The organism is Streptomyces sp. NBC_00557 (genome assembly GCF_036345995.1).
Lineage (GTDB): Bacteria > Actinomycetota > Actinomycetes > Streptomycetales > Streptomycetaceae > Streptomyces.
The window spans coordinates 1,594,048-1,613,342 of record NZ_CP107796.1; the positions used below are offsets into that span (position 1 = coordinate 1,594,048).

The 19,295-nt window shown below is 71.9% G+C and carries 14 protein-coding genes; 9 read left to right on the forward strand and 5 right to left on the reverse strand.

Annotated elements, in window-relative coordinates; genetic code table 11:
• Window positions 1-115 precede the first annotated feature (115 nt).
• The 4 genes from OG956_RS06320 to OG956_RS06335 form a co-directional block, all read right to left on the reverse strand.
• Entirely contained in the window at window positions 116-835 is a 720-nt protein-coding gene (locus OG956_RS06320) for a class I SAM-dependent methyltransferase (RefSeq protein WP_330336953.1), read from the reverse strand.
• A gap of 145 nt (window positions 836-980) precedes the next feature.
• Window positions 981-3,434: an ATP-binding SpoIIE family protein phosphatase gene (locus OG956_RS06325; RefSeq protein ID WP_330336954.1), complete on the reverse strand. Its 2,454-nt coding sequence runs from the start codon at window positions 3,432-3,434 to the stop codon at window positions 981-983.
• A 166-nt stretch (window positions 3,435-3,600) separates the two neighbouring features.
• Complete coding sequence (locus OG956_RS06330; RefSeq protein ID WP_330336955.1) at window positions 3,601-5,997, reverse strand: MFS transporter; 2,397 nt, start codon at window positions 5,995-5,997, stop codon at window positions 3,601-3,603.
• A 163-nt stretch (window positions 5,998-6,160) separates the two neighbouring features.
• Window positions 6,161-6,604 carry an SRPBCC family protein gene (locus OG956_RS06335; protein WP_330336956.1) on the reverse strand — a complete coding sequence of 148 codons (444 nt, stop codon included), beginning with the start codon at window positions 6,602-6,604 and terminating at the stop codon, window positions 6,161-6,163.
• A 159-nt stretch (window positions 6,605-6,763) separates the two neighbouring features.
• On the opposite strand from OG956_RS06335, the gene OG956_RS06340 reads away from it, so the two are divergent.
• From OG956_RS06340 to OG956_RS06350, 3 genes are all read left to right on the forward strand, one after another.
• Entirely contained in the window at window positions 6,764-7,804 is a 1,041-nt protein-coding gene (locus OG956_RS06340) for an Rv2578c family radical SAM protein (RefSeq protein ID WP_330336957.1), read from the forward strand.
• A gap of 159 nt (window positions 7,805-7,963) precedes the next feature.
• Window positions 7,964-9,520 carry an alpha/beta hydrolase gene (locus OG956_RS06345; protein WP_330336958.1) on the forward strand — a complete coding sequence of 519 codons (1,557 nt, stop codon included), beginning with the start codon at window positions 7,964-7,966 and terminating at the stop codon, window positions 9,518-9,520.
• Window positions 9,521-9,733: 213 nt separating this feature from the next.
• The gene (locus OG956_RS06350; protein ID WP_330342754.1) at window positions 9,734-10,228 is read left to right on the forward strand and encodes a GNAT family N-acetyltransferase; all 495 of its coding nucleotides are present in this window, start codon (window positions 9,734-9,736) and stop codon (window positions 10,226-10,228) included.
• 7 nt (window positions 10,229-10,235) lie between these two features.
• On the opposite strand, the gene OG956_RS06355 is transcribed toward OG956_RS06350, so the two are convergent.
• On the reverse strand, window positions 10,236-10,823 hold the full coding sequence (locus tag OG956_RS06355; RefSeq protein ID WP_330336959.1) for an adenylosuccinate lyase: 588 nt from the start codon (window positions 10,821-10,823) through the stop codon (window positions 10,236-10,238).
• 389 nt (window positions 10,824-11,212) lie between these two features.
• Between OG956_RS06355 and OG956_RS06360 the strand changes: the two genes are divergently transcribed.
• The 6 genes from OG956_RS06360 to OG956_RS06385 all read left to right on the forward strand — a co-directional run bounded on the left by OG956_RS06360 (window position 11,213) and on the right by OG956_RS06385 (window position 19,294).
• Window positions 11,213-13,024, forward strand: a complete 1,812-nt coding sequence (locus tag OG956_RS06360) for a 3-hydroxyacyl-CoA dehydrogenase family protein (RefSeq protein ID WP_330336960.1) — start codon at window positions 11,213-11,215, stop codon at window positions 13,022-13,024.
• 154 nt (window positions 13,025-13,178) lie between these two features.
• Entirely contained in the window at window positions 13,179-13,988 is an 810-nt protein-coding gene (locus tag OG956_RS06365) for a TetR family transcriptional regulator (protein ID WP_330336961.1), read from the forward strand.
• Window positions 13,989-14,421: 433 nt separating this feature from the next.
• Complete coding sequence (ccrA, locus tag OG956_RS06370) at window positions 14,422-15,759, forward strand: crotonyl-CoA carboxylase/reductase (RefSeq protein ID WP_330342755.1); 1,338 nt, start codon at window positions 14,422-14,424, stop codon at window positions 15,757-15,759.
• 9 nt (window positions 15,760-15,768) lie between these two features.
• Window positions 15,769-17,817 (forward strand): protein meaA, encoded by a 2,049-nt coding sequence (locus OG956_RS06375; protein WP_330336962.1) that lies wholly within the window; start codon window positions 15,769-15,771, stop codon window positions 17,815-17,817.
• Entirely contained in the window at window positions 17,814-18,776 is a 963-nt protein-coding gene (locus OG956_RS06380) for an HpcH/HpaI aldolase/citrate lyase family protein (protein ID WP_330336963.1), read from the forward strand. Before OG956_RS06375 ends, OG956_RS06380 begins: the two co-directional genes overlap by 4 nt.
• Window positions 18,777-18,781: 5 nt before the next feature.
• Complete coding sequence (locus OG956_RS06385; protein WP_330336964.1) at window positions 18,782-19,294, forward strand: MaoC family dehydratase; 513 nt, start codon at window positions 18,782-18,784, stop codon at window positions 19,292-19,294.
• The last annotated feature ends 1 nt before the right edge of the window (window position 19,295 follow it).

Genomic DNA, 19,295 nt, shown 5'->3' on the forward strand with positions numbered 1-19,295 from the left:
CCGGACGGCCGCGCGACGGCCGGGGATGTGCAGGTGAGCGGGGCCGTCTTCGGCCATGCGGCTCCACAACGCGGGCAAGAGTGCGCGGGACGGCGCTCCCGCGCACCCTCCGGGCCTACGCTCCGGCGAGGACGAACCAGTGGGCCGGCAGGTCGATGCGGGTGCCGTCGGTCAGGTGCTCGGTCTGCGGCACGACCGTCTCGCCCTCGGCGAGGACCTTCAGACCGGCCTCGCCGAGCAGCCGCGGGATCTCCGAGTCGTCGGCGTCGGCCGGCTTGAGCCCGTGCTGGAAGACCCGCTGCAGCTTGGGCCCCGGCCCGCCCTCCTGGGACACGGCGCGCCTGAGCACGTCCCGGGAGCCGGAGGTGAGTTCCACGACGAACGCGCGGCCCTCGGCGCCTATGAGTTCGGCGACGGCGGCGGCGACCGCCGGCCGCGCCTCGGGCTCGCTCTGGTGGATGACGGCCCGCATGTAGACGTTGACGTCGCCGAGCCGCTCGTGCAGGTCGCGCACCGCCGCGGAGTCGGTCAGGTCGAGCTGCTCGAACTCCACCGCGCCGTCGGACGTGGCGCGGCGGGCGTGCTCGACCGCGGCGTGCGAGAGGTCGACGCCGACGGCGCGGGCGAACCGGGTGGCGAGATGGCGGGTCTGGGTGCCGTTGCCGCAGCCGAGGTCGACGATGGTGCGTGCCGGGTCCGCGTGGGCCAGCAGCAGGGCGCTGTGCGGTTCGGCGGAGAGGGCGGGATCGCTGTCCCAGATCGCCTCGCCGGTGTCGTCGGAGGTCTCGCTCCAGTAACTCTCCCAGTTGCTGCGGTACTTGTCCGAGACGTTCATGCGATCTCCCCACGGTTCGGTTCCGTGATCGGGATATCGCGGGCGCCCGGAGCGGGGCAAGGGGCGGGAGGCCGCCTTCACCGGATGTACGGGCCCCGGACAACCTGGCAGGGGCGCACGTCAGCGCACTGCGCGCCCCCGCTGGTCATCTGCGTCCGGCGACGGCCTGTTCGAACCACACGGTCTTGCGGTGCCCGGTGGCGCTGGCGCCCCACTCCTGGGCCAGCCGGCTGACCACGCGCAGGCCGCGCCCCGACTCGTCGTACGGTCCGGCGGAGAGCATCTCGGGCAGGGCGGGCTCGTCGTCGGTGACCTCGAACAGCAGCGCCTCGGTGCGGACCACGCGCAGTCCGACGGACTCGCTCACGGCATGCCGTACGGCGTTGGTGACGACCTCGCTGACCAGCAGCTCTGCGGTCTCCACGGCCTGCGGCAGCCCCCACTCCAGCAGCTGGTCGCGGACCAGGCGTCGGGCCCGGGCGACCTCGCGCGGATCCGCGTCCAGCCGCCACTCGGCGACATGGTCGTCCGGGATGCCGTTGAGGCGGGCCATGAGCAGGGCGACGTCGTCCTTGCGGCCGCCGCGGGTGTTCAGGGCGCGGATGATGGTGTCGCAGGCGTCGTCCATCGAGGCGGCGGGATGGGCGGCGGACTCGCAGAGGGCGGCGAGACCCTCGCCTATGTCGGACCCGCGGACCTCGACCAGGCCGTCGGTGCACAGCACCAGCCGGTCGCCGGGCGAGACCTTCACCCGGGTGGCCTCGAAGGGCACGCCGCCGACGCCGATGGGCGCGCCGGTGGGCAGGTCGAGCAGTTCGCTGCCGCCGTCCTCGGCGCGCACCAGCACCGGCGGGATGTGGCCCGCGTTGGCGAGGTGCAGTTCACCGCGGATCGGGTCGTAGACGGCGTACAGACAGGTGGCGAGGTAGTTGTCGCCGAGCCGGCGGGCCAGGTCGTCGAGGTTGCGCAGCAGTTGGGCGGGCGGCGTCTCCATGGTGGCCATGGTCTGCACGGCGGTGCGCAACTGGCCCATCATCGCGGCCGAGTTCAGGCCGTGGCCCATGACGTCGCCGACCACGAGCGCGGTGCGCGAGCCGGGCAGTTTGATGGTGTCGAACCAGTCGCCGCCGATCCGGCCGAGCCGGGTGCCCGGCAGATAGCGGGTGGCGACGTCGCAGCCGGCCATCCGCGGGGTGACCTGCGGGAGCATGCTGTCCTGCAGGGTCTCGGCGACGTTCTCCTGGTAGGTGTACATACGGGCGTTGTCGAGCACGAGGCCCGCGCGGGCGGCGAGTTCGGCGCCCGTGGTGCGGTCCATGTCGTCGAAGGCCGGGCGGTCCGGGCGGCGCATCAGCACCATGAAGCCGAGGACGACGTTGCGGGCCTTGAGCGGCACGATCAGCAGGGAGCGCCCGCCGATGAGCGGCCTGAGGTCGCGCTTCTCGAACTCGCCGGCGATGCGCTCGGACAGCTCCTCGGTGACCCGCGGGATCAGCACGGGCTCGCCGGTGCTCATGCACTTGTAGAACGGCGTGTGCTCGGGGAAGGCGAAGGCCTCGCCGACGGGCACCGTGTCGTCCCAGCGGCCCGGTTCGTCGTTGTGCTCGACCCACACCCGGAACATCACGGTGCTGGCGTCGGGCGGGCCGTCCGGGAAGCCCTCGCCGGCGAGGACGGCGGCGCGCAGATGGGTGCCGGCGAAGTCGGCGAACCGGGGTACGGCGGCGCTGGTGACCTCGCGGATGGTCTCGCCGAGGTCGAGCGAGGAGCCGATGGCGGAGCTCACCTCGTTGAGGAACTCCAGCCGCTCGCGCGCGGCGGCGTACTCCAGGTCCTGCTCGGCGCCCTCGGGGACGACGGCGGCCGGCGCGCTTCGCTGCGGGGGCACGACGGCCTCGGCGCGCCTGCGCCCGGGCCGGCGGGGCACGCCCCAGTACGGGGTGACGGGCACCCGGTCGAACTGGCTGAACTCCAGCACCGGATAGCCCAGTTCGAGCACCTGGGAGACGATGCGGCCGCTCAGTCCCGGACCCATGTTGGGCAGGATCTCGGGCAGCCGGCGTGCCAGCTCCTCGGAGGCGGGCAGTTCGGTGTGGCGGGCGAAGCCGGGCGAGATGCGTTCGGCGGTCTCGTCGTCGTACCCGCGCTCGTCGCGCAGCCGGGTGGCGTCGGCGGCGAGCACGAGCAGCCGGGACGGGCCGGGGCCGACCAGCGGGTAGGCCCACCAGAGCACGTCGAGCCGGTCGTCGTCGGGCCGGTGGCCGTGCGGCACGACGCGGGCGCGGCCGGCGGTGGGGTAGGCGGTGCGGCCGCCGAGCGAGGCCTCCAGGTCGGGGCCGAGCCCGTCGTACTCCTCGTAGGCGTCCGGCATCGCGCCGTGCAGCTCCTCGGGGAGGGCGCCGGAGACCGGCAGCAGGTCGGCCGCCGGGCACCCGACGGCCTCCTCCCTGGCGGCGCCGAACAGACGCCGTGCGCCGCTGCTCCAGTGGGACACCAGACCGTCGCGGTCGACGACGACCACGGCCAGCGGAATCCGGCCCGCCGCCGCGTCGCCGGCGCCGCTCCCGGGAGGTGTGTCCCGCTCGCTGCCACGGTCCATGGCCCAGGCCCTCTCTCCCCACGGCTGTACGCAAACGATCTGTGCCGCCCGCCACTACGGTAAGACGGCGGCCGGTCGCGATGTGTGGCAATCCCGGAATTGCCCTGCACCGGATCGCACCGGCGCGCGGGCGGGCGCCCCGCCGGGCGCCTCCGCACGGTCCCGCTCAGTCCTCGTGGCCCAGCTGCAGGTCCCGTTCGGTACGGCCGCCGCCCGCGACCTGGAGCACGGTGGCGACCGGCGGGTAACCGGCGGCGATGACGGTGTACTCGCCGGAGGACAGGTCGACGAACCGGAACGTTCCGTCCGCCGAGGTGGTGAGGGTGTCCACGACGTTCCCGGCGGCGTCGAGGAGCGTCACGCGCGCGTCCTCCACGGGCCGTCCGCCGCTCGCCCGGACGGTGCCGCGCAGCACGGCGCCGCCCGCCAGTTCGACGTCCTGCCGGGTCTCCCGGGAGGCCTGCACGGTGACCGGGAGGGCGGCCGGGCGGAAGGCGGGGGCGCTGGCGGCGAGGGTGTACTCGCCGGCGACCAGTTCGGTGATGACGTAGCCGCCCTCGCGCCCGCTGCGGGTGGCGGCGACGACCTCGCCGTGCACGTTGGTGAGGGTGACGGTGGCGTCGCGCACGGGGCTGCCGTCGGCGGTGAGGACGCTGCCGGCGAGGCGGCCCGCGCCGCCGAGGACGACGTCGAGTTCGACGGGCCGCTCGCCGACGGTGACGGAGACGGCCTGCGGCTGGTGACCGCCGGCGGCGGCGATCAGCACGTACGACCCGGAGCCGGGCGTGCTGAGTGCGTACCGCCCGTCGTCGCCGCTGGCGCCGCGCCCGATCTGCTGCCCGGCGACGTCGATGAGGGTGAGCGCGGCGCGGGGCACCACGGTGCCGTCGGGGTGCTGGACGGTGCCGCAGACGGGGATTCCGGCGGTGTGGGGGGTGCGGGCCTGCGGGATCGCGGTGCCGGCGGTGCCGGGCTCGGTTTCGGCGGTGTGGTGGGACACCAGGGGTTTCTCCTTGAGGAAGAAGGCGATGAGGAGGCCGAGGACGAGCACCGGGACCAGGTAGAGGAAGATCCGGGGCATCGCGTCGGCGTAGGCGCGGATGTAGGCGTCGCGCAGGGCCGGGGGCAGCGCGTGGACGAGCTGCGGGGTGATGGACTCGGGGTCGGGCAGCCGGACACCCGTGCTCTCCGGCAGTTCCCTGCGCAGGGAGTGGGTGAGCCGGCTGGCGAACAGGGTGCCGAAGACCGCGGCGCCGACGCTGCCGCCGATCTGCCGGAAGTAGTTGCTGGCGCTGGTGGCGGTGCCGAGGTCGGCGGGCCGTACGGAGTTCTGCACGGCGAGGACGAGGACGGGCATCACCATGCCGATGCCGGCGCCGAGGACGGCCATCCAGATGCTGTAGTGGAGCCGGGGCGTGTCCACGGCGAGCCGGGACAGCAGCCACATGCCGACGGCGGAGACGGCGCCGCCGAGCACGGGGTAGATCCGGTAGCGGCCGGTGTGGCTGATGAGCTGGCCGCCGATGACGGAGGCGACGACGATCCCGGCCATCATGGGCAGCATCAGCAGCCCGGACTCGGTGGCGCTGGCCCCGTCGACCATCTGCAGGAAGGTCGGCAGATAGCTGGCTGCGCCGAACAGGGCGACGCCGATCACGAGGCCCACCAGGCCGGAGACGTTGAAGACGGAGTCGCGGAACAGCCGCAGCGGGATGACGGGTTCGGCGGCGAAGCGCTCGGCGACGAGGAACAGCACGACCGAGGCGAGCGCCCCGGCGCCGAGGCCGGTGATCTGCCGCGAGCCCCAGGCGTACTCGGTGCCGCCCCAACTGGTCAGCAGCACCAGGCAGGTGGAGGCGGCGGCGAGCAGCAGTGCGCCGAGGATGTCGAGCCTGCCGCGGCCCGCGGGTCTGGGAAGTCTGAGGACGAGGGTGACGACGGCGAGGGTGACGAGTCCGAAGGGGACGTTGATGTAGAAGCACCAGCGCCAGGAGAGGTGGTCGGTGAAGTAGCCGCCGAGCAGGGGGCCCGCGACCGAGGCGAGGCCGAAGGCGGCGCCGATCAGGCCCATGTAGCGGCCGCGCTGCCGGGGCGGCACGATGTCCGCGATGATCGCCTGCACCCCGATCATGAGCCCGCCGGCGCCGACGCCCTGCACCGCGCGGAAGGCGATCAGCTGGTCCATGGACTGGGCCCGGCCGGCCAGCGCCGAGCCCAGCACGAAGACGGCGATGGCGAACTGGAAGACGCCCTTGCGGCCGAAGAGGTCGCCGAGCTTGCCGTAGAGCGGCAGGCCGATGGTGGAGGTGAGCAGATAGGCGGTGATCGCCCAGGACATCCGGTCCAGGCCGTGCAGTTCGCCGACGACCTTCGGCAGCGCGGTCGCGACGATCATCTGGTCGAGCGCGGCCAGCAGCAGGGCGAGCATCAGTCCGAAGAAGACCAGCCCGACCCGGCGCGGGCCGGGCGCGCCCGCGGACGCGGAGGCCTCGGGCGCGGCGGCGGTGTGCTCCGCGGCCGGTGCGACCACCGGCTCCTGCTCCACGAGTGTCGTGCCGCCCACGTACCGCTCCCCTCGTCACACCTGTCACATTTCCCGCATTGAGCGTCAACTGTGAACAACTGCGGTGAGTCACGGCATCGTTCCGGACGAGGGGGAGATCCACTCGAACCAGTGAAGGGGCGCGCCGTGGAGGCAACACCCCTTCAGCGGTGGAGCCTTGGGGTTACTTCTCGACCTCGGCGGCGAGCTTGGCCAGCACGGCGTCGTAGATCCGGGCGAGGCCCTTGGGGGCGAAGGTCTTCTCGAAGAAGCCGCCGATGCCGCCGGCGCCCTTCCAGGTGGTGGTGACCACGACCCGGGACCTGCCCTCGCCGGCGGGGGTGACGCGCCAGGTGGTGACCATGGAGGAGTTGCGGTCCTTCTCGACCAGCTCGCCGTCGGTGGGCTCGCTGACCTCCATCAGGCAGTCGCGCACCCGCTTGCTGGTGGCCTGGAGCTTCCAGTGCACGAGGGTGCCCTCGCCGTCGCCGCCCTCACGGACCTCGTACTCGCTGAAGTGCTCGGGCAGCAGCCTCTGCCGCGTGCCGCGGTAGTCGGCGAGGGCGTCGAACACCTTCTCCGCGTCCGCCGCGACGACCCGCTCCGTAGTGGCCTCGACCTGCGCCATTGCGTTCCTCCAGGACCTGGTTTCTCGGGGTTGGGGCAAGCCAACCACCCCGGCGCCCGGCCGCCCAAATCGGGGGGTGCCGTCCGGGGCTCCCACCAGGGCCGCACGATCATGGGAACAGATGTTCTATTGTGAGCCCAGTGCTACCGAGGAGGCGTCATGCGCTGGGAGAACCTCACCGAGGACGGCGAACACGGCCGGGCCGACACCGCGCTGTTCGGCGCGGACGCCGTCACCACCCGCACCTTCGACACGCCGGAGTTCGCCGGGATCACCTTCCACGAGGTCCGGGCGCGCTCGGTGCTGAACCGGGTGCCGGGCGCCTCCCGCATGCCGTTCGAGTGGACCGTCAACCCCTACCGCGGCTGCACGCACGCGTGCGTCTACTGCTTCGCCCGCAAGACGCACAGCTACCTGGACCTGGACACCGGCATCGGCTTCGACACCCAGATCGTGGTCAAGGTGAACGCCCCCGAGGTGCTGCGCCGCCAGCTCGCCTCCCGCCGCTGGCAGGGCGACCACGTGGCGATGGGCACGAACGTCGACTGCTACCAGCGAGCGGAGGGCCGCTACCGGCTGATGCCGGGCATCATCTCCGCCCTCACCGAGCACGCCAACCCCTTCTCGATCCTCACCAAGGGCACCCTGATCCTGCGCGACCTGGACCTGCTGGTCCGGGCCGCCGAGGTGACCGACATCGGCATCTCGGTCTCCGTCGGCTTCCTCGACACCGAGCTGTGGCGCACGGTGGAGCCGGGCACGCCCGCGCCCGAGCGCCGCCTGGACGTCGTACGCGCCCTCGGCGAGCGCGGCATCGGCTGCGGGGTGCTGATGGCGCCGGTGATCCCGTTCCTCAGCGACCACCCGGCGCAGCTGCGCGCCACGGTACGGGCGATCGCGGCGGCCGGGGCCACCTCCGTCACGCCCCTGGTGCTGCATCTGCGGCCCGGCGCGCGGGAGTGGTTCACGGCCTGGCTCGGGCAGCACCACCCGCACCTGGTGCGGCGCTACGAGCGGCTGTACGCGGAGGGCGCCTACGCACCCCGGTGGTACCAGCGCCGGATCACCCGTCAGGTGCACGAGCTGGCACAGGAGTACGGCATCGGGCCCACGCGTCCGGGCCTGGCCCGCCGGATCCGCCCGGCCGAGGCGGCCGAGCCCCCGCTGCCCGCCGAAGCGACCCAGCTCACTCTGATGTGACGGTGTGTCAGGCCCTCGGGTGAGGGCGTTCGAGCGCTTCGCGCACGCCGAACGGGTCAACTCCGCACGGCGTGCGTGGTCCAGGGCGCCGATTCCGGGACGATGCGGCGAGAGACGTGGCCCTCGCGGTCCGCCGACACCGCCGTCCCGGGAGGACGCATGAGAACACGCGCAGCCGCGCTGTGCGCCGCCGCCGTACTGTCGGGCTCGGTCGCGGCCCTTCCCGCGCAGGCCGCCCCGGCGGCGCACCTCACCTGGAGGTCGTGCGCCACCGACGACTACCCGACGCTCCAGTGCGCGTCCCTGAAGGTGCCGCTGGACCACGCACACCCGTCGGGCCGGCAGATCACCCTCGCCCTGTCCCGCGTCCCGCACACCGCGCCGGCCTCGCAGGGGCCGCTGCTGGTCAATCCCGGCGGCCCCGGCGGCAGCGGGCTGAACCTGGCCGGGTTCGTCGCCTCGGCGCTGCCCAGGAGCGTGGCCGCGCAGTACGACGTCATCGGCTTCGACCCGCGGGGGGTCGGCCGCAGCCGCCCGGCCCTGGACTGCGCGCCGGGCCACTTCAGGACGGTGCGCCCGGACACGGTGCCCGCCACGGCCGCGGTGGAGCGGACCAACCTCGAGCGCGCCCGGTCCTTCGCCGCCGACTGCGGCCGCCGGCACGCCGACGTGCTGCCATACATGGACACGGTCAGCACCGTGCGCGACCTGGACTCCATCCGCGCGGCCCTGGGGGCGCCGCGGATCAGCTACTTCGGCTACTCCTACGGCACCTACCTCGGCGCGGTCTACGCCAAGCTGTACCCCGCGCGGGTCCGCCGTCTGGTGCTGGACTCCGTGGTCGACCCGACCGGCGTCTGGTACCGCGACAACCTCGGCCAGGACTACGCCTTCAACGAGCGGCACCGCGCGCTGATGGCCTGGATCGCCCGGAACGACTCCGTCTACCACCTCGGCAGGGACCCCGAGCGGGTCGAAGCCGAGTGGTACGCGATGCGGGCGGCCCTGGCGAGGAAGCCGGCCGGAGGCACCGTGGGCGCCTCCGAACTGGAGGACACCTTCATCCCCGGCGGCTACTACGACGGCTACTGGCCCTACCTCGCCCAGGCGTTCGCGGCGTACGCGCGCGACAGGAACACCGCGCCGCTGATGGCGGCGTACCGGAAGTTCGGCGCCGTGGACGGCTCCGGGGACAACGGCTACAGCGTCTACACGGCGGTGCAGTGCCGTGACACCTCCTGGCCCGGCAGCTGGAACCAGTGGCGGGCGGACACCTGGGCGGTGTACGGCAAGGCGCCCTTCATGGCCTGGAACAACGCCTGGTACAACGCGCCGTGCGCGTTCTGGCCCACGGTGCGCCGCAGTCCGGTGAACATCGCCAACGCAGGGCTGCCGCCGGTGCTGCTGTTCCAGGCGACCGAGGACGCCGCCACGCCGTACCCGGGCGGGGTCATGGCGCACCGGCTGCTCGCCGGCTCCAGCCTGGTAGTCGAGGAGGGCGGCGGCAACCACGGCGTCACGCTGAGCGGCAACGCCTGCCTGGACGCGTACCTGTCCGCGTATCTGAGGGACGGCAGTGTTCCGCGCGGCTCGGGCACGGGCGTCGCCGACGCGGTCTGCCCGAAGTCACCGGATCCCACGCCGCCGACGGCGAAGGCGGCCTCCCCGTCGTCGCGCGGCTCGGCCCTGCACGGCCTGCTGGGGTTCCGCCGGTAGCACCCCGAGCGGCCCGTCGGGGGCGTTGTCGGTGGGCTGGTCCATCATGGCCCCATGAGCGATCACCGCGGCTCCCGCACGGACCCAACACGCATCCCCGCCCCCGGTGGCGTGGCACCCGCGGCCGGCGCCGCCGGCATACCCGGCGACCGCCGTCCGGGGGACGACGAGGCGCCGGCGGTGGGCGCATGCGCCTCCCTGATCGTCAGGGAGATGGGCCTCGCCGACTGCGGGCGCGTCTCCGAGATCCGGGTCCGGGGCTGGCAGCACGCCTACCGGGGGTTGATGCCGCAGTCGTATCTCGACGGGCTCAGCGTCGCGGCGGACGCCGAGCGGCGGCGGAGCTGGTTCGCGCAGAGGGACGGGTCCGTGGTGAACCTGGTCGCCGAGCACGCGGGCGAGATCCTCGGCTGGGCGGCGTACGGACCGTACCGGGACGGTGACGTGCGCACGGCGGACGCGGAGTTGTACGCCCTCTACGCCGATCCGGCGCACCTCGGCCGCGGTATCGGACGGGCGCTGCTGTCGGCGTCACTGGAGCGGTGCGCCGCCTTTCCCCGCATGTTCCTGTGGGTCCTGAAGGAGAACGCCGCGGCGCGCCGGTTCTACGAACGCGCCGGATTCCGTGCGGACGGCGCCGAGGAGCCCTTCGAGGTGGACGGGGTGCCCGTGCCAGAGGTCCGCTACGCGAAGGTACTGAGCGGCTGACCGGCCGTCAGGTCACCTCTGTGCGCTGCGGGGGGATCCGCGCCAGTGCCCGTGCCGCCGCCTCGGCGAGGGCCGGCTGGGCCAGGGCCTCGGTGAGGACGCGGCGGGCCCGGGGGTCGCCGAGGGCGCCGAGGCCCTCCACGCAGGCGAGGGCGACGCGGCGGTAGGGGTCGTGCGGGCGCAGGCGGCGCTCCAGGGTGGTGATCAGCGCGGGCACGGATTCCGGGGCGCGCAGCTCGGTCAGCAGCCGTACCGGGTGCAGGGCGTAGGCCACGCGGAGTTCGTTGGTGGCGAGGGCCGCCGCCGCGCGGGCCGTGCGGGGGTCGCCCAGGCGGGCGAGGGCGTGGGCGGCGGAGGCGCAGCGCGGGGGGTCGCGGTGGTTGAGCAGCAGCACCAGGGACTCGAAGGCGCGCCGGTCGCCGGCGACACCGAGCCGGAACGCGGCCAGCTCCCTGGCCCACAGCGGCTGTCCGGGCGCCGTGAGCACCTCGGCGAGTTCGTCGTGGTCCTCGGTCGCCAGCAGCCGGTCGAACGCCGCCGTGCCGCGCGACTCCTGCCGTAAGCGCTCCGTGAGCGATCGCAACTCTTCGTCCACGAAGTCCAGCGTAGGCGGGTGGCGGGGTCCGGGGGAGCTACATCACAAACTCCGGCCGGACTCAGGGCTGGCGCGCTCGTTACCGGCAAGTTAAGCTCAGACGAGCGAGTTACCCACTCGCATCCGCTGGCGACGGTCTGGTGACGCGGCCGTCGCGAGCAGGTCGGTTCGGTACGGACGTGTACCGCAGTACGACCCGGCTCCGGGACAGGGCCGGTCGGTTTCCTGCCGTGTGCCGACCGCGGGCGACGTGCATCGCCCGTGGCACCCGGCAGCACCGGGCGTGTGCGCTCGCAGCCCGGCAACACCCGCACCCTTTCCGCTCCGTGGTGCGCCCCTCGGCGCACCCGGCGCGCTCCTCGTCGTCACCCTCTTCCTGGAGTCCCGCGATGGCCACTCCCCTGTCCCCCCAGTCCGGCACCCCGCAGCCCCTGAAGACGATCGCCGTGGTCGGCCTCGGCACCATGGGCACCGGTATCACCGAGGTCCTCGCCAAGGCGGGCCGCGAGGTGATCGGCATCGACATCAGCGAGGCCCAGGCCGCCCGCTGCGTCGCCACCCTTGAGGCCCGCACCGCCCACTGCGTGGAGCGCGGCCGGCTCACCGAGCAGGAGCGCGCCGACGCCCTGGCCCGGGTGCGCACCGGCACCGACCTCGCGGCGGCGGCCGACGCCGACCTCGTCATCGAGGTGGCCCCGGAGTCGTACGAGATCAAGCACCGGATCTTCCGCGAGCTGGACGGCATCGTCCGTCCCGAGACGATCCTCGCGACCGGCACCAACGCCCTGTCCGTGACCCGTCTCGCGGCCGACTCGGCCCGCCCCGAGCGCGTGCTCGGCCTGCACTTCTTCAACCCGGCGCCGGCGATGAAGCTCGTCGAGGTCGTCTCGTCCGTGCTGACCGCGCCGGGCGCCGTCGCCGCCGTCACCGACCTCGCCATCGAGCTGGGCAAGGAGCCGGTCGCCGTCGGCGACCGGCCCGGTTTCGTCGCGGACGGCCTGCTGTTCGGCTACCTCAACCAGGCCGCCGCGATGTACGAGTCGCGTTACGCCTCCCGCGAGGACATCGACGCGGCGATGCGGCTCGGCTGCGGCCTGCCGATGGGCCCGCTCGCGCTGCTGGACCTGATCGGCATCGACACCGCCCGTACGGTCCTGGAGGCCATGTACGCCGAGTCCCGCGACCGGCTGCACGCCCCGGCCCCGATCCTGAAGCAGCTCAGCGAGGCGGGCCTGACCGGCCGCAAGGCGGGACGCGGCTTCTACACCTACGCCGCCCCGGGGAGCGCCACCGTCGTGCCGGACGCGCTGACCCCGGCCGAGGGCGGCTCGGCGGTCCGGGGACGCGAGGTCCGCTCGGTGGGCGTCGCCGGCTCCGGCACCATGGCCTCCGGCATCGCCGAGGTGTTCGCCAAGGCGGGCTACGGCGTGGTGCTGGCCGCCCGCAGCGAGGAGAAGGCGCAGGCCGCCAAGGCCCGTATCGGCAAGTCGCTTTCGCGTTCTGTCGACAAGGGGCGGCTGACCGCCGAGGCAGCCGCGCAGATCCTGGACCGGATCACCCCGGCCGGCTCCTACGACGCCTTCGCGGACGTCGAACTGGCCGTCGAGGCGATCGCCGAGGACCTGGAGGTCAAGCGGCAGCTGTTCGCCACGCTGGACAAGGTCTGCAAGCCCGGCGCGGTCCTCGCCACCACCACCTCCTCGCTGCCCGTCGTCGCCTGCGCCCGCGCCACCTCGCGCCCGCAGGACGTGATCGGCATGCACTTCTTCAACCCGGCGCCCGCGATGAAGCTGGTCGAGGTCGTGCGGACCGTGCTGACCGGCGACGACGTCCACGCCACCGTCCGCGAGGTCTGCACGAAGATCAAGAAGCACGCGGTGGACTGCGGCGACCGGGCCGGCTTCATCGTGAACGCGCTGCTGTTCCCGTACCTCAACAACGCGATCAAGATGGTCGAGGAGCACTACGCTTCCCTGGACGACATCGACGCGGCCATGAAGCTCGGCGGCGGCTACCCCATGGGCCCCTTCGAGCTGCTGGACGTGGTCGGGCTGGACGTCTCGCTGGCCATCGAGCAGGTGCTGCACCGCGAGTTCCGCGATCCGGGCCTGGCCCCGGCGCCGCTGCTGGAGCACCTGGTGGCCGCGGGCTGCCTCGGCCGCAAGACCGGCCGCGGCTTCCGCGAGTATGCCCGGCGTTGACGGCGCCGGCGACTGGTCGCACGCGGAGACGGACTGGGGCGGACTGCTCGGCCCGGTGGACCCGTCCCCGCCCTCCTGGGGCGGGGCGGGCCCCCGGGCCGGCAGAACCCCCTCACCCGCGCACCGAACTGCGCACATGCAGTACGTTCGGGGCATGTCCCAGCCCGCCAAGTCCTCACGTACACCAGCTACGCCCGACGCGCCGGAAAGTGCCGCAGGCAGTCGCGCCGCCGCCCAGCGGCTCAAGATGCGCCGAGAACTGGCGGCGGCAGCGATGGAGCTCTTCGCGACCAAGGGGTACGAGGCGACCACCGTCGACGAGATCGCGGCCGCGGCCGGCGTCGCCCGCCGTACCTTCTTCCGTCACTTCCGTTCCAAGGAAGAGGCGATCTTCCCGGACCACGACGACACGCTGATCCGCGTCGAGGCGGTCCTGAACGCCGCTCCCGCGCACGAGCATCCGCTCGACGCGGTGTGCCGCGGCATCAAGGAAGTCATGAAGATGTACGCGGCCGCCCCGGAGGTCTCGGTCGCCCGCTACAAGCTCACCCGCGAGGTGCCCACCCTGCGGGAGGCCGAGATCGCGTCGGTGGCCCGCTACGAGCGTCTGTTCACCCGCTACCTCCTCGGCCACTTCGACGAGCGCGCGCACGCCGACGACGCCAACGACGACCCGCTGCTGGCCGAGGTGGCCGCCTCCGCGGTCGTCACCGCCCACAACCACGTGCTGCGGCGCTGGCTGCGCGCGGGCGGCCAGGGGGACGTCGAGGCACAGCTGGACCACGCCTTCGCCATCGTGCGCAAGACGTTCGGCAACGGGATCGGCGCGGGACGCGGCACGGCGCCGCGTCCGGCCGCCTCCACGGCGTCCGCGCAGGGCGAGGTGCTGGTGACGGTCGCCCGCACCGACGCCCCGCTGCACGAGGTCATGCGCACCATCGAGCAGGCGCTCAAGGAGCGCTGACCCCGCTCGCCCCCTGTGACAACGGCCACCCCACGGGTGGCCGTTTTTGCATGTCAGCGCCCCTTTTCGCCCACCCTTCGAGGCCCGTTCGATCGATCATCGCTCATCTGTCAAGTAAAGATTTCATCTGAGAGCAATATCTGGCACTCAGTGCCTTGCCGACTGACACGCGGTGTCATACGTTGAAGGGGTCCGGGCGGCCGGCGAGCAGAGACCGATCGCTCGCCGGCTGTCCCCAAAGGCCCCATGGCCCGAGCGCCCGGACGCCTGCGTCACAGGCAACCCTCCCGCGCCACAAAGCGCTGCCGAAGCACCACCGAGCCGAACCGACGGCACACCCGCGAAAACCCTCAGCAGCACTCACCGCAGCACCGACGATCCCTCAAAGCGCCCCTCCCTCAGGGCGCTCACCGCCGGAGGCAACACCGTGACCGTGAAGGACATCCTGGACGCGATCCAGTCGCAGGACGCCACGTCCGCCGACTTCGCCGCCCTGCCGATCCCCGAGTCGTACCGCGCGATCACCGTGCACAAGGACGAGACGGAGATGTTCGCGGGCCTGGAGACCCGCGACAAGGACCCGCGCAAGTCGATCCACCTCGACGAGGTCCCCGTGCCCGAGCTGGGCCCGGGCGAGGCCCTGGTGGCCGTCATGGCCTCCTCGGTGAACTACAACTCGGTGTGGACATCGATCTTCGAGCCGGTGCCGACCTTCGCCTTCCTGGAGCGTTACGGCAAGCTCTCGCCGCTGACCGCGCGGCACGACCTGCCGTACCACATCATCGGCTCCGACCTGGCCGGCGTCGTCCTGCGCACCGGCCCGGGCGTCAACGCCTGGAAGCCCGGCGACGAGGTCGTCGCCCACTGCCTCAGCGTGGAACTCGAGTCCCCCGACGGCCACGACGACACGATGCTCGACCCCGAGCAGCGCATCTGGGGCTTCGAGACCAACTTCGGCGGCCTGGCGGAGATCGCGCTGGTCAAGACGAACCAGCTGATGCCGAAGCCGAACCACCTCACCTGGGAGGAGGCGGCGGCCCCGGGCCTGGTGAACTCCACCGCCTACCGGCAGCTGGTCTCCCGCAACGGCGCCGCCATGAAGCAGGGCGACAACGTCCTGATCTGGGGCGCGAGCGGTGGCCTGGGCTCGTACGCCACGCAGTTCGCGCTCGCGGGCGGCGCCAACCCGATCTGTGTCGTCTCCTCGCCCCAGAAGGCGGAGATCTGCCGCTCGATGGGCGCCGAGGCGATCATCGACCGCAACGCCGAGGGCTACAAGTTCTGGAAGGACGAGCACACCCAGGACCCGAAGGAGTGGAAGCGCTTCGGCAAGCGCATCCGCGAGCTGACCGGCGGCGAGGACATCGACATCGTCTTCGAGCACCCCGGCCGCGAGACCTTCGGCGCCTCGGTCTACGTGACCCGCAAGGGCGGCACCATCACCACCTGCGCCTCCACCTCGGGCTACATGCACGAGTACGACAACCGCTACCTGTGGATGTCGCTGAAGCGGATCATCGGCTCCCACTTCGCCAACTACCGCGAGGCGTACGAGGCCAACCGCCTGATCGCCAAGGGCAAGATCCATCCGACCCTGTCGAAGACGTACTCCCTGGAGGACACCGGCCAGGCGGCGTACGACGTCCACCGCAACCTGCACCAGGGCAAGGTCGGCGTGCTGTGCCTCGCCCCCGAGGAGGGCCTGGGCGTGCGCGACCACGAGATGCGAGCCAAGCACATCGACGCCATCAACCGCTTCCGCAACGTCTGAGAGCCGCAGATGACAGAGCGTCAGCCTTCGGGCAGCCGGAGGGAAAAGGACCGTCCGTGGCTCATGCGGACCTACGCCGGTCACTCGACGGCGGAGGCGTCCAACGAGCTGTACCGGCGCAACCTGGCCAAGGGGCAGACCGGTCTGTCGGTGGCGTTCGACCTGCCGACGCAGACCGGTTACGACCCCGACCACATCCTCGCCCGCGGCGAGGTCGGCCGGGTGGGCGTGCCCGTCGCCCATCTGGGCGACATGCGCCGGCTGTTCCAGGACATCCCCCTGGAGCAGATGAACACCTCGATGACGATCAACGCCACCGCCATGTGGCTGCTGGCGCTCTACCAGGTCGTCGCCGAGGAGCAGGGCGCGGACATCACCAAGCTCCAGGGCACGACCCAGAACGACATCGTCAAGGAGTACCTGTCCCGGGGCACCCATGTGTTCCCGCCGGGGCCGAGCCTCCGCCTGACGACGGACATGATCGCGTACACGGTCTCCCACATCCCGAAGTGGAACCCGATCAACATCTGCAGCTACCACCTGCAGGAGGCCGGGGCCACGCCGGTGCAGGAGATCGCGTACGCGATGTCCACCGCGATCGCCGTCCTCGACGCCGTGCGCGACTCCGGCCAGGTGCCGCAGGAGCGCATGGGCGACGTGGTCGCCCGCATCTCCTTCTTCGTGAACGCGGGCGTCCGCTTCATCGAGGAGATGTGCAAGATGCGGGCGTTCGGCCGCATCTGGGACAAGATCACGCGTGAGCGGTACGGCATCGAGAACCCCAAGCAGCGCCGCTTCCGCTACGGCGTCCAGGTCAACTCGCTCGGCCTGACCGAGGCGCAGCCGGAGAACAACGTCCAGCGGATCGTGCTGGAGATGCTGGCCGTGACGCTGTCCAAGGACGCACGCGCGCGTGCCGTGCAGCTGCCGGCCTGGAACGAGGCCCTCGGCCTGCCCCGCCCCTGGGACCAGCAGTGGAGCCTGCGCATCCAGCAGGTGCTCGCCTACGAGAGCGACCTGCTGGAGTACGACGACATCTTCGAGGGCTCGAAGGTGATCGAGGCGAAGGTGGAGCAGCTGGTCGCGGACGCCCTCGCGGAGATCGAGCACATCCAGGACATGGGCGGCGCGATGGCCGCCGTGGAGTCCGGCTACCTGAAGTCGCAGCTGGTCGCCTCGCACGCCGAGCGCCGGGCCCGGATCGAGTCCGGCGAGGAGAAGATCGTCGGCGTCAACATCTTCGAGGGCACCGAGCCGAACCCGCTCACGGCCGACCTGGACACCGCGATCCAGACGGTCGACCCTGCGGTCGAGGCCCGGGTCGTGGAGTCCCTGCAGCGCTGGCGGGACACCCGCTACCAGCCGCCGTTCAACCACCCGCGCCCCTGCAAGGCGCTGGAGCGGCTGAAGGAGGCCGCCAAGGGCACCGAGAACCTGATGGAGGCCACCCTGGAGTGCGCCCGCGCCGGGGTCACGACCGGCGAGTGGGCGGCGGCCCTGCGCGAGGTCTTCGGCGAGTACCGGGCACCCACCGGGGTGTCCTCCGCGCCGGTGGCCGTCGCCGCCGAGCCGGGCTCCGCGCTCGCCGACGTGCGGGCCAGGGTGGACGCCACCGCCCGTGAGCTGGGCGTCGGCAAGCTGCGCTTCCTGGTCGGCAAGCCGGGCCTGGACGGGCACTCCAACGGCGCCGAGCAGATCGCCGTACGCGCGCGGGACGCCGGCTTCGAGGTGGTCTACCAGGGCATCCGGCTGACGCCCGAGCAGATCGTGGACGCCGCCCTCGCCGAGGACGTGCACGCGGTCGGCCTGTCGATCCTGTCCGGATCGCACGCCCAGCTGGTCCCGGACGTACTCCAGCGGCTGCGTGTGGCCGGTGCCACAGATATACCGGTGATCGCCGGTGGCATCATCCCGAATGGTGACGCCGAGCAGCTCAAGGAAGCCGGAGTGGCCGCCGTCTTCACCCCGAAGGACTTCGACATCACCGGGATCATCGGCCGCATCGTCGACGAGATCCGGAAAGCGAACAAGCTCGACCCTCTGGAGGTCCCCGCATGACGACCGTCAACCGCCTTCGCCCGCGGCGCTCCTGCCTGGCCGTTCCGGGCAGCAACCCGCGCTTCCTGGAGAAGGCGCAGGGCCTCCCGGCGGACCAGGTCTTCCTCGACCTGGAGGACGCCTGTGCGCCGCTCGCCAAGCCCGAGGCGCGGCACACCATCGTCAAGTTCCTCAACGAGGGCGACTGGACGGGCAAGACGCGGGTGGTGCGCGTCAACGACTGGACGACCGAGTGGACGTACCGCGACGTCGTGACGGTCGTCGAGGGCGCCGGCCAGAACCTCGACTGCATCATGCTGCCGAAGGTGCAGAACGCCCAGCAGGTCGTCGCCCTGGACCTGCTGCTCACCCAGATCGAGAAGACCATGGGCTTCGAGGTCGGCCGGATCGGCATCGAGGCGCAGATCGAGAACGCGCAGGGCCTGAACAACGTCAACGAGATCGCGCAGGCCTCGCCGCGCATCGAGACGATCATCTTCGGCCCGGCCGACTTCATGGCGTCCATCAACATGAAGTCCCTCGTCGTGGGCGAGCAGCCGCCCGGCTACCCGGCGGACGCCTACCACTACATCCTGATGAAGATCCTGATGGCCGCCCGCGCCAACGACCTCCAGGCGATCGACGGCCCCTACCTGCAGATCCGCAACGTCGACGGCTTCCGCGAGGTGGCCGGCCGCGCCGCCGCCCTCGGCTTCGACGGCAAGTGGGTGCTGCACCCCGGCCAGGTGGACGCCGCCAACGAGGTCTTCTCGCCCTCCCAGGAGGACTACGACCACGCCGAGCTGATCCTGGACGCGTACGAGCACTACACGTCCGAGGCGGGCGGCAAGAAGGGCTCCGCGATGCTCGGCGACGAGATGATCGACGAGGCCAGCCGGAAGATGGCGCTGGTCATCGCGGGCAAGGGACGCGCCGCCGGCATGCAGCGCACCAGCAAGTTCGAGATCCCGGAGGGCTGAGCGCGATGCAGTTCGGACGGACCTACGAGGAGTTCGAGGTCGGGGCGACGTACAAGCACTGGCCGGGCAAGACGGTCACGGAGTACGACGACCACCTGTTCTGTCTCCTCACCATGAACCACCACCCGCTCCACATGGACGTCAACTATGCGGAGAAGACGACGGACTTCGGCAAGAACGTCGTCGTCGGGAACTACGTCTACTCCCTCCTGCTGGGCATGAGCGTGCCGGACATCTCCGGCAAGGCGATCGCCAACCTGGAGATCGAGTCGCTCAAGCACGTGGCGCCGACCTTCCACGGCGACACGATCTACGGCGAGACGACCGTCCTCGACAAGTGGCCGTCGAAGTCGAAGAACGACCGCGGCATCGTCTACGTCGAGACCAAGGGCTACAAGCAGGACGGCACCCTGGTGTGCGTCTTCCGCCGCAAGGTGATGGTGCCCACCGAGACGTACATCAAGGAGCGCGGCGGCGAGCAGCCGGGCCGCCCGGAACTCAAGCAGCAGGAGAAGTAGG

What these genes read in the sequence shown, in the direction of transcription:
- OG956_RS06320 (WP_330336953.1), bottom strand. Translation starts at nt 835, where the DNA reads ATGAACGTCTCGGACAAGTACCGCAGCAACTGGGAGAGTTACTGGAGC.
- OG956_RS06325 (WP_330336954.1), bottom strand. Translation starts at nt 3,434, where the DNA reads ATGGACCGTGGCAGCGAGCGGGACACACCTCCCGGGAGCGGCGCCGGC.
- OG956_RS06335 (WP_330336956.1), bottom strand. Translation starts at nt 6,604, where the DNA reads ATGGCGCAGGTCGAGGCCACTACGGAGCGGGTCGTCGCGGCGGACGCG.
- OG956_RS06340 (WP_330336957.1), top strand. Translation starts at nt 6,764, where the DNA reads ATGCGCTGGGAGAACCTCACCGAGGACGGCGAACACGGCCGGGCCGAC.
- OG956_RS06345 (WP_330336958.1), top strand. Translation starts at nt 7,964, where the DNA reads ATGAGAACACGCGCAGCCGCGCTGTGCGCCGCCGCCGTACTGTCGGGC.
- OG956_RS06350 (WP_330342754.1), top strand. Translation starts at nt 9,734, where the DNA reads ATGGGCCTCGCCGACTGCGGGCGCGTCTCCGAGATCCGGGTCCGGGGC.
- OG956_RS06360 (WP_330336960.1), top strand. Translation starts at nt 11,213, where the DNA reads ATGGCCACTCCCCTGTCCCCCCAGTCCGGCACCCCGCAGCCCCTGAAG.
- OG956_RS06365 (WP_330336961.1), top strand. Translation starts at nt 13,179, where the DNA reads ATGTCCCAGCCCGCCAAGTCCTCACGTACACCAGCTACGCCCGACGCG.
- OG956_RS06375 (WP_330336962.1), top strand. Translation starts at nt 15,769, where the DNA reads ATGACAGAGCGTCAGCCTTCGGGCAGCCGGAGGGAAAAGGACCGTCCG.
- OG956_RS06380 (WP_330336963.1), top strand. Translation starts at nt 17,814, where the DNA reads ATGACGACCGTCAACCGCCTTCGCCCGCGGCGCTCCTGCCTGGCCGTT.
- OG956_RS06385 (WP_330336964.1), top strand. Translation starts at nt 18,782, where the DNA reads ATGCAGTTCGGACGGACCTACGAGGAGTTCGAGGTCGGGGCGACGTAC.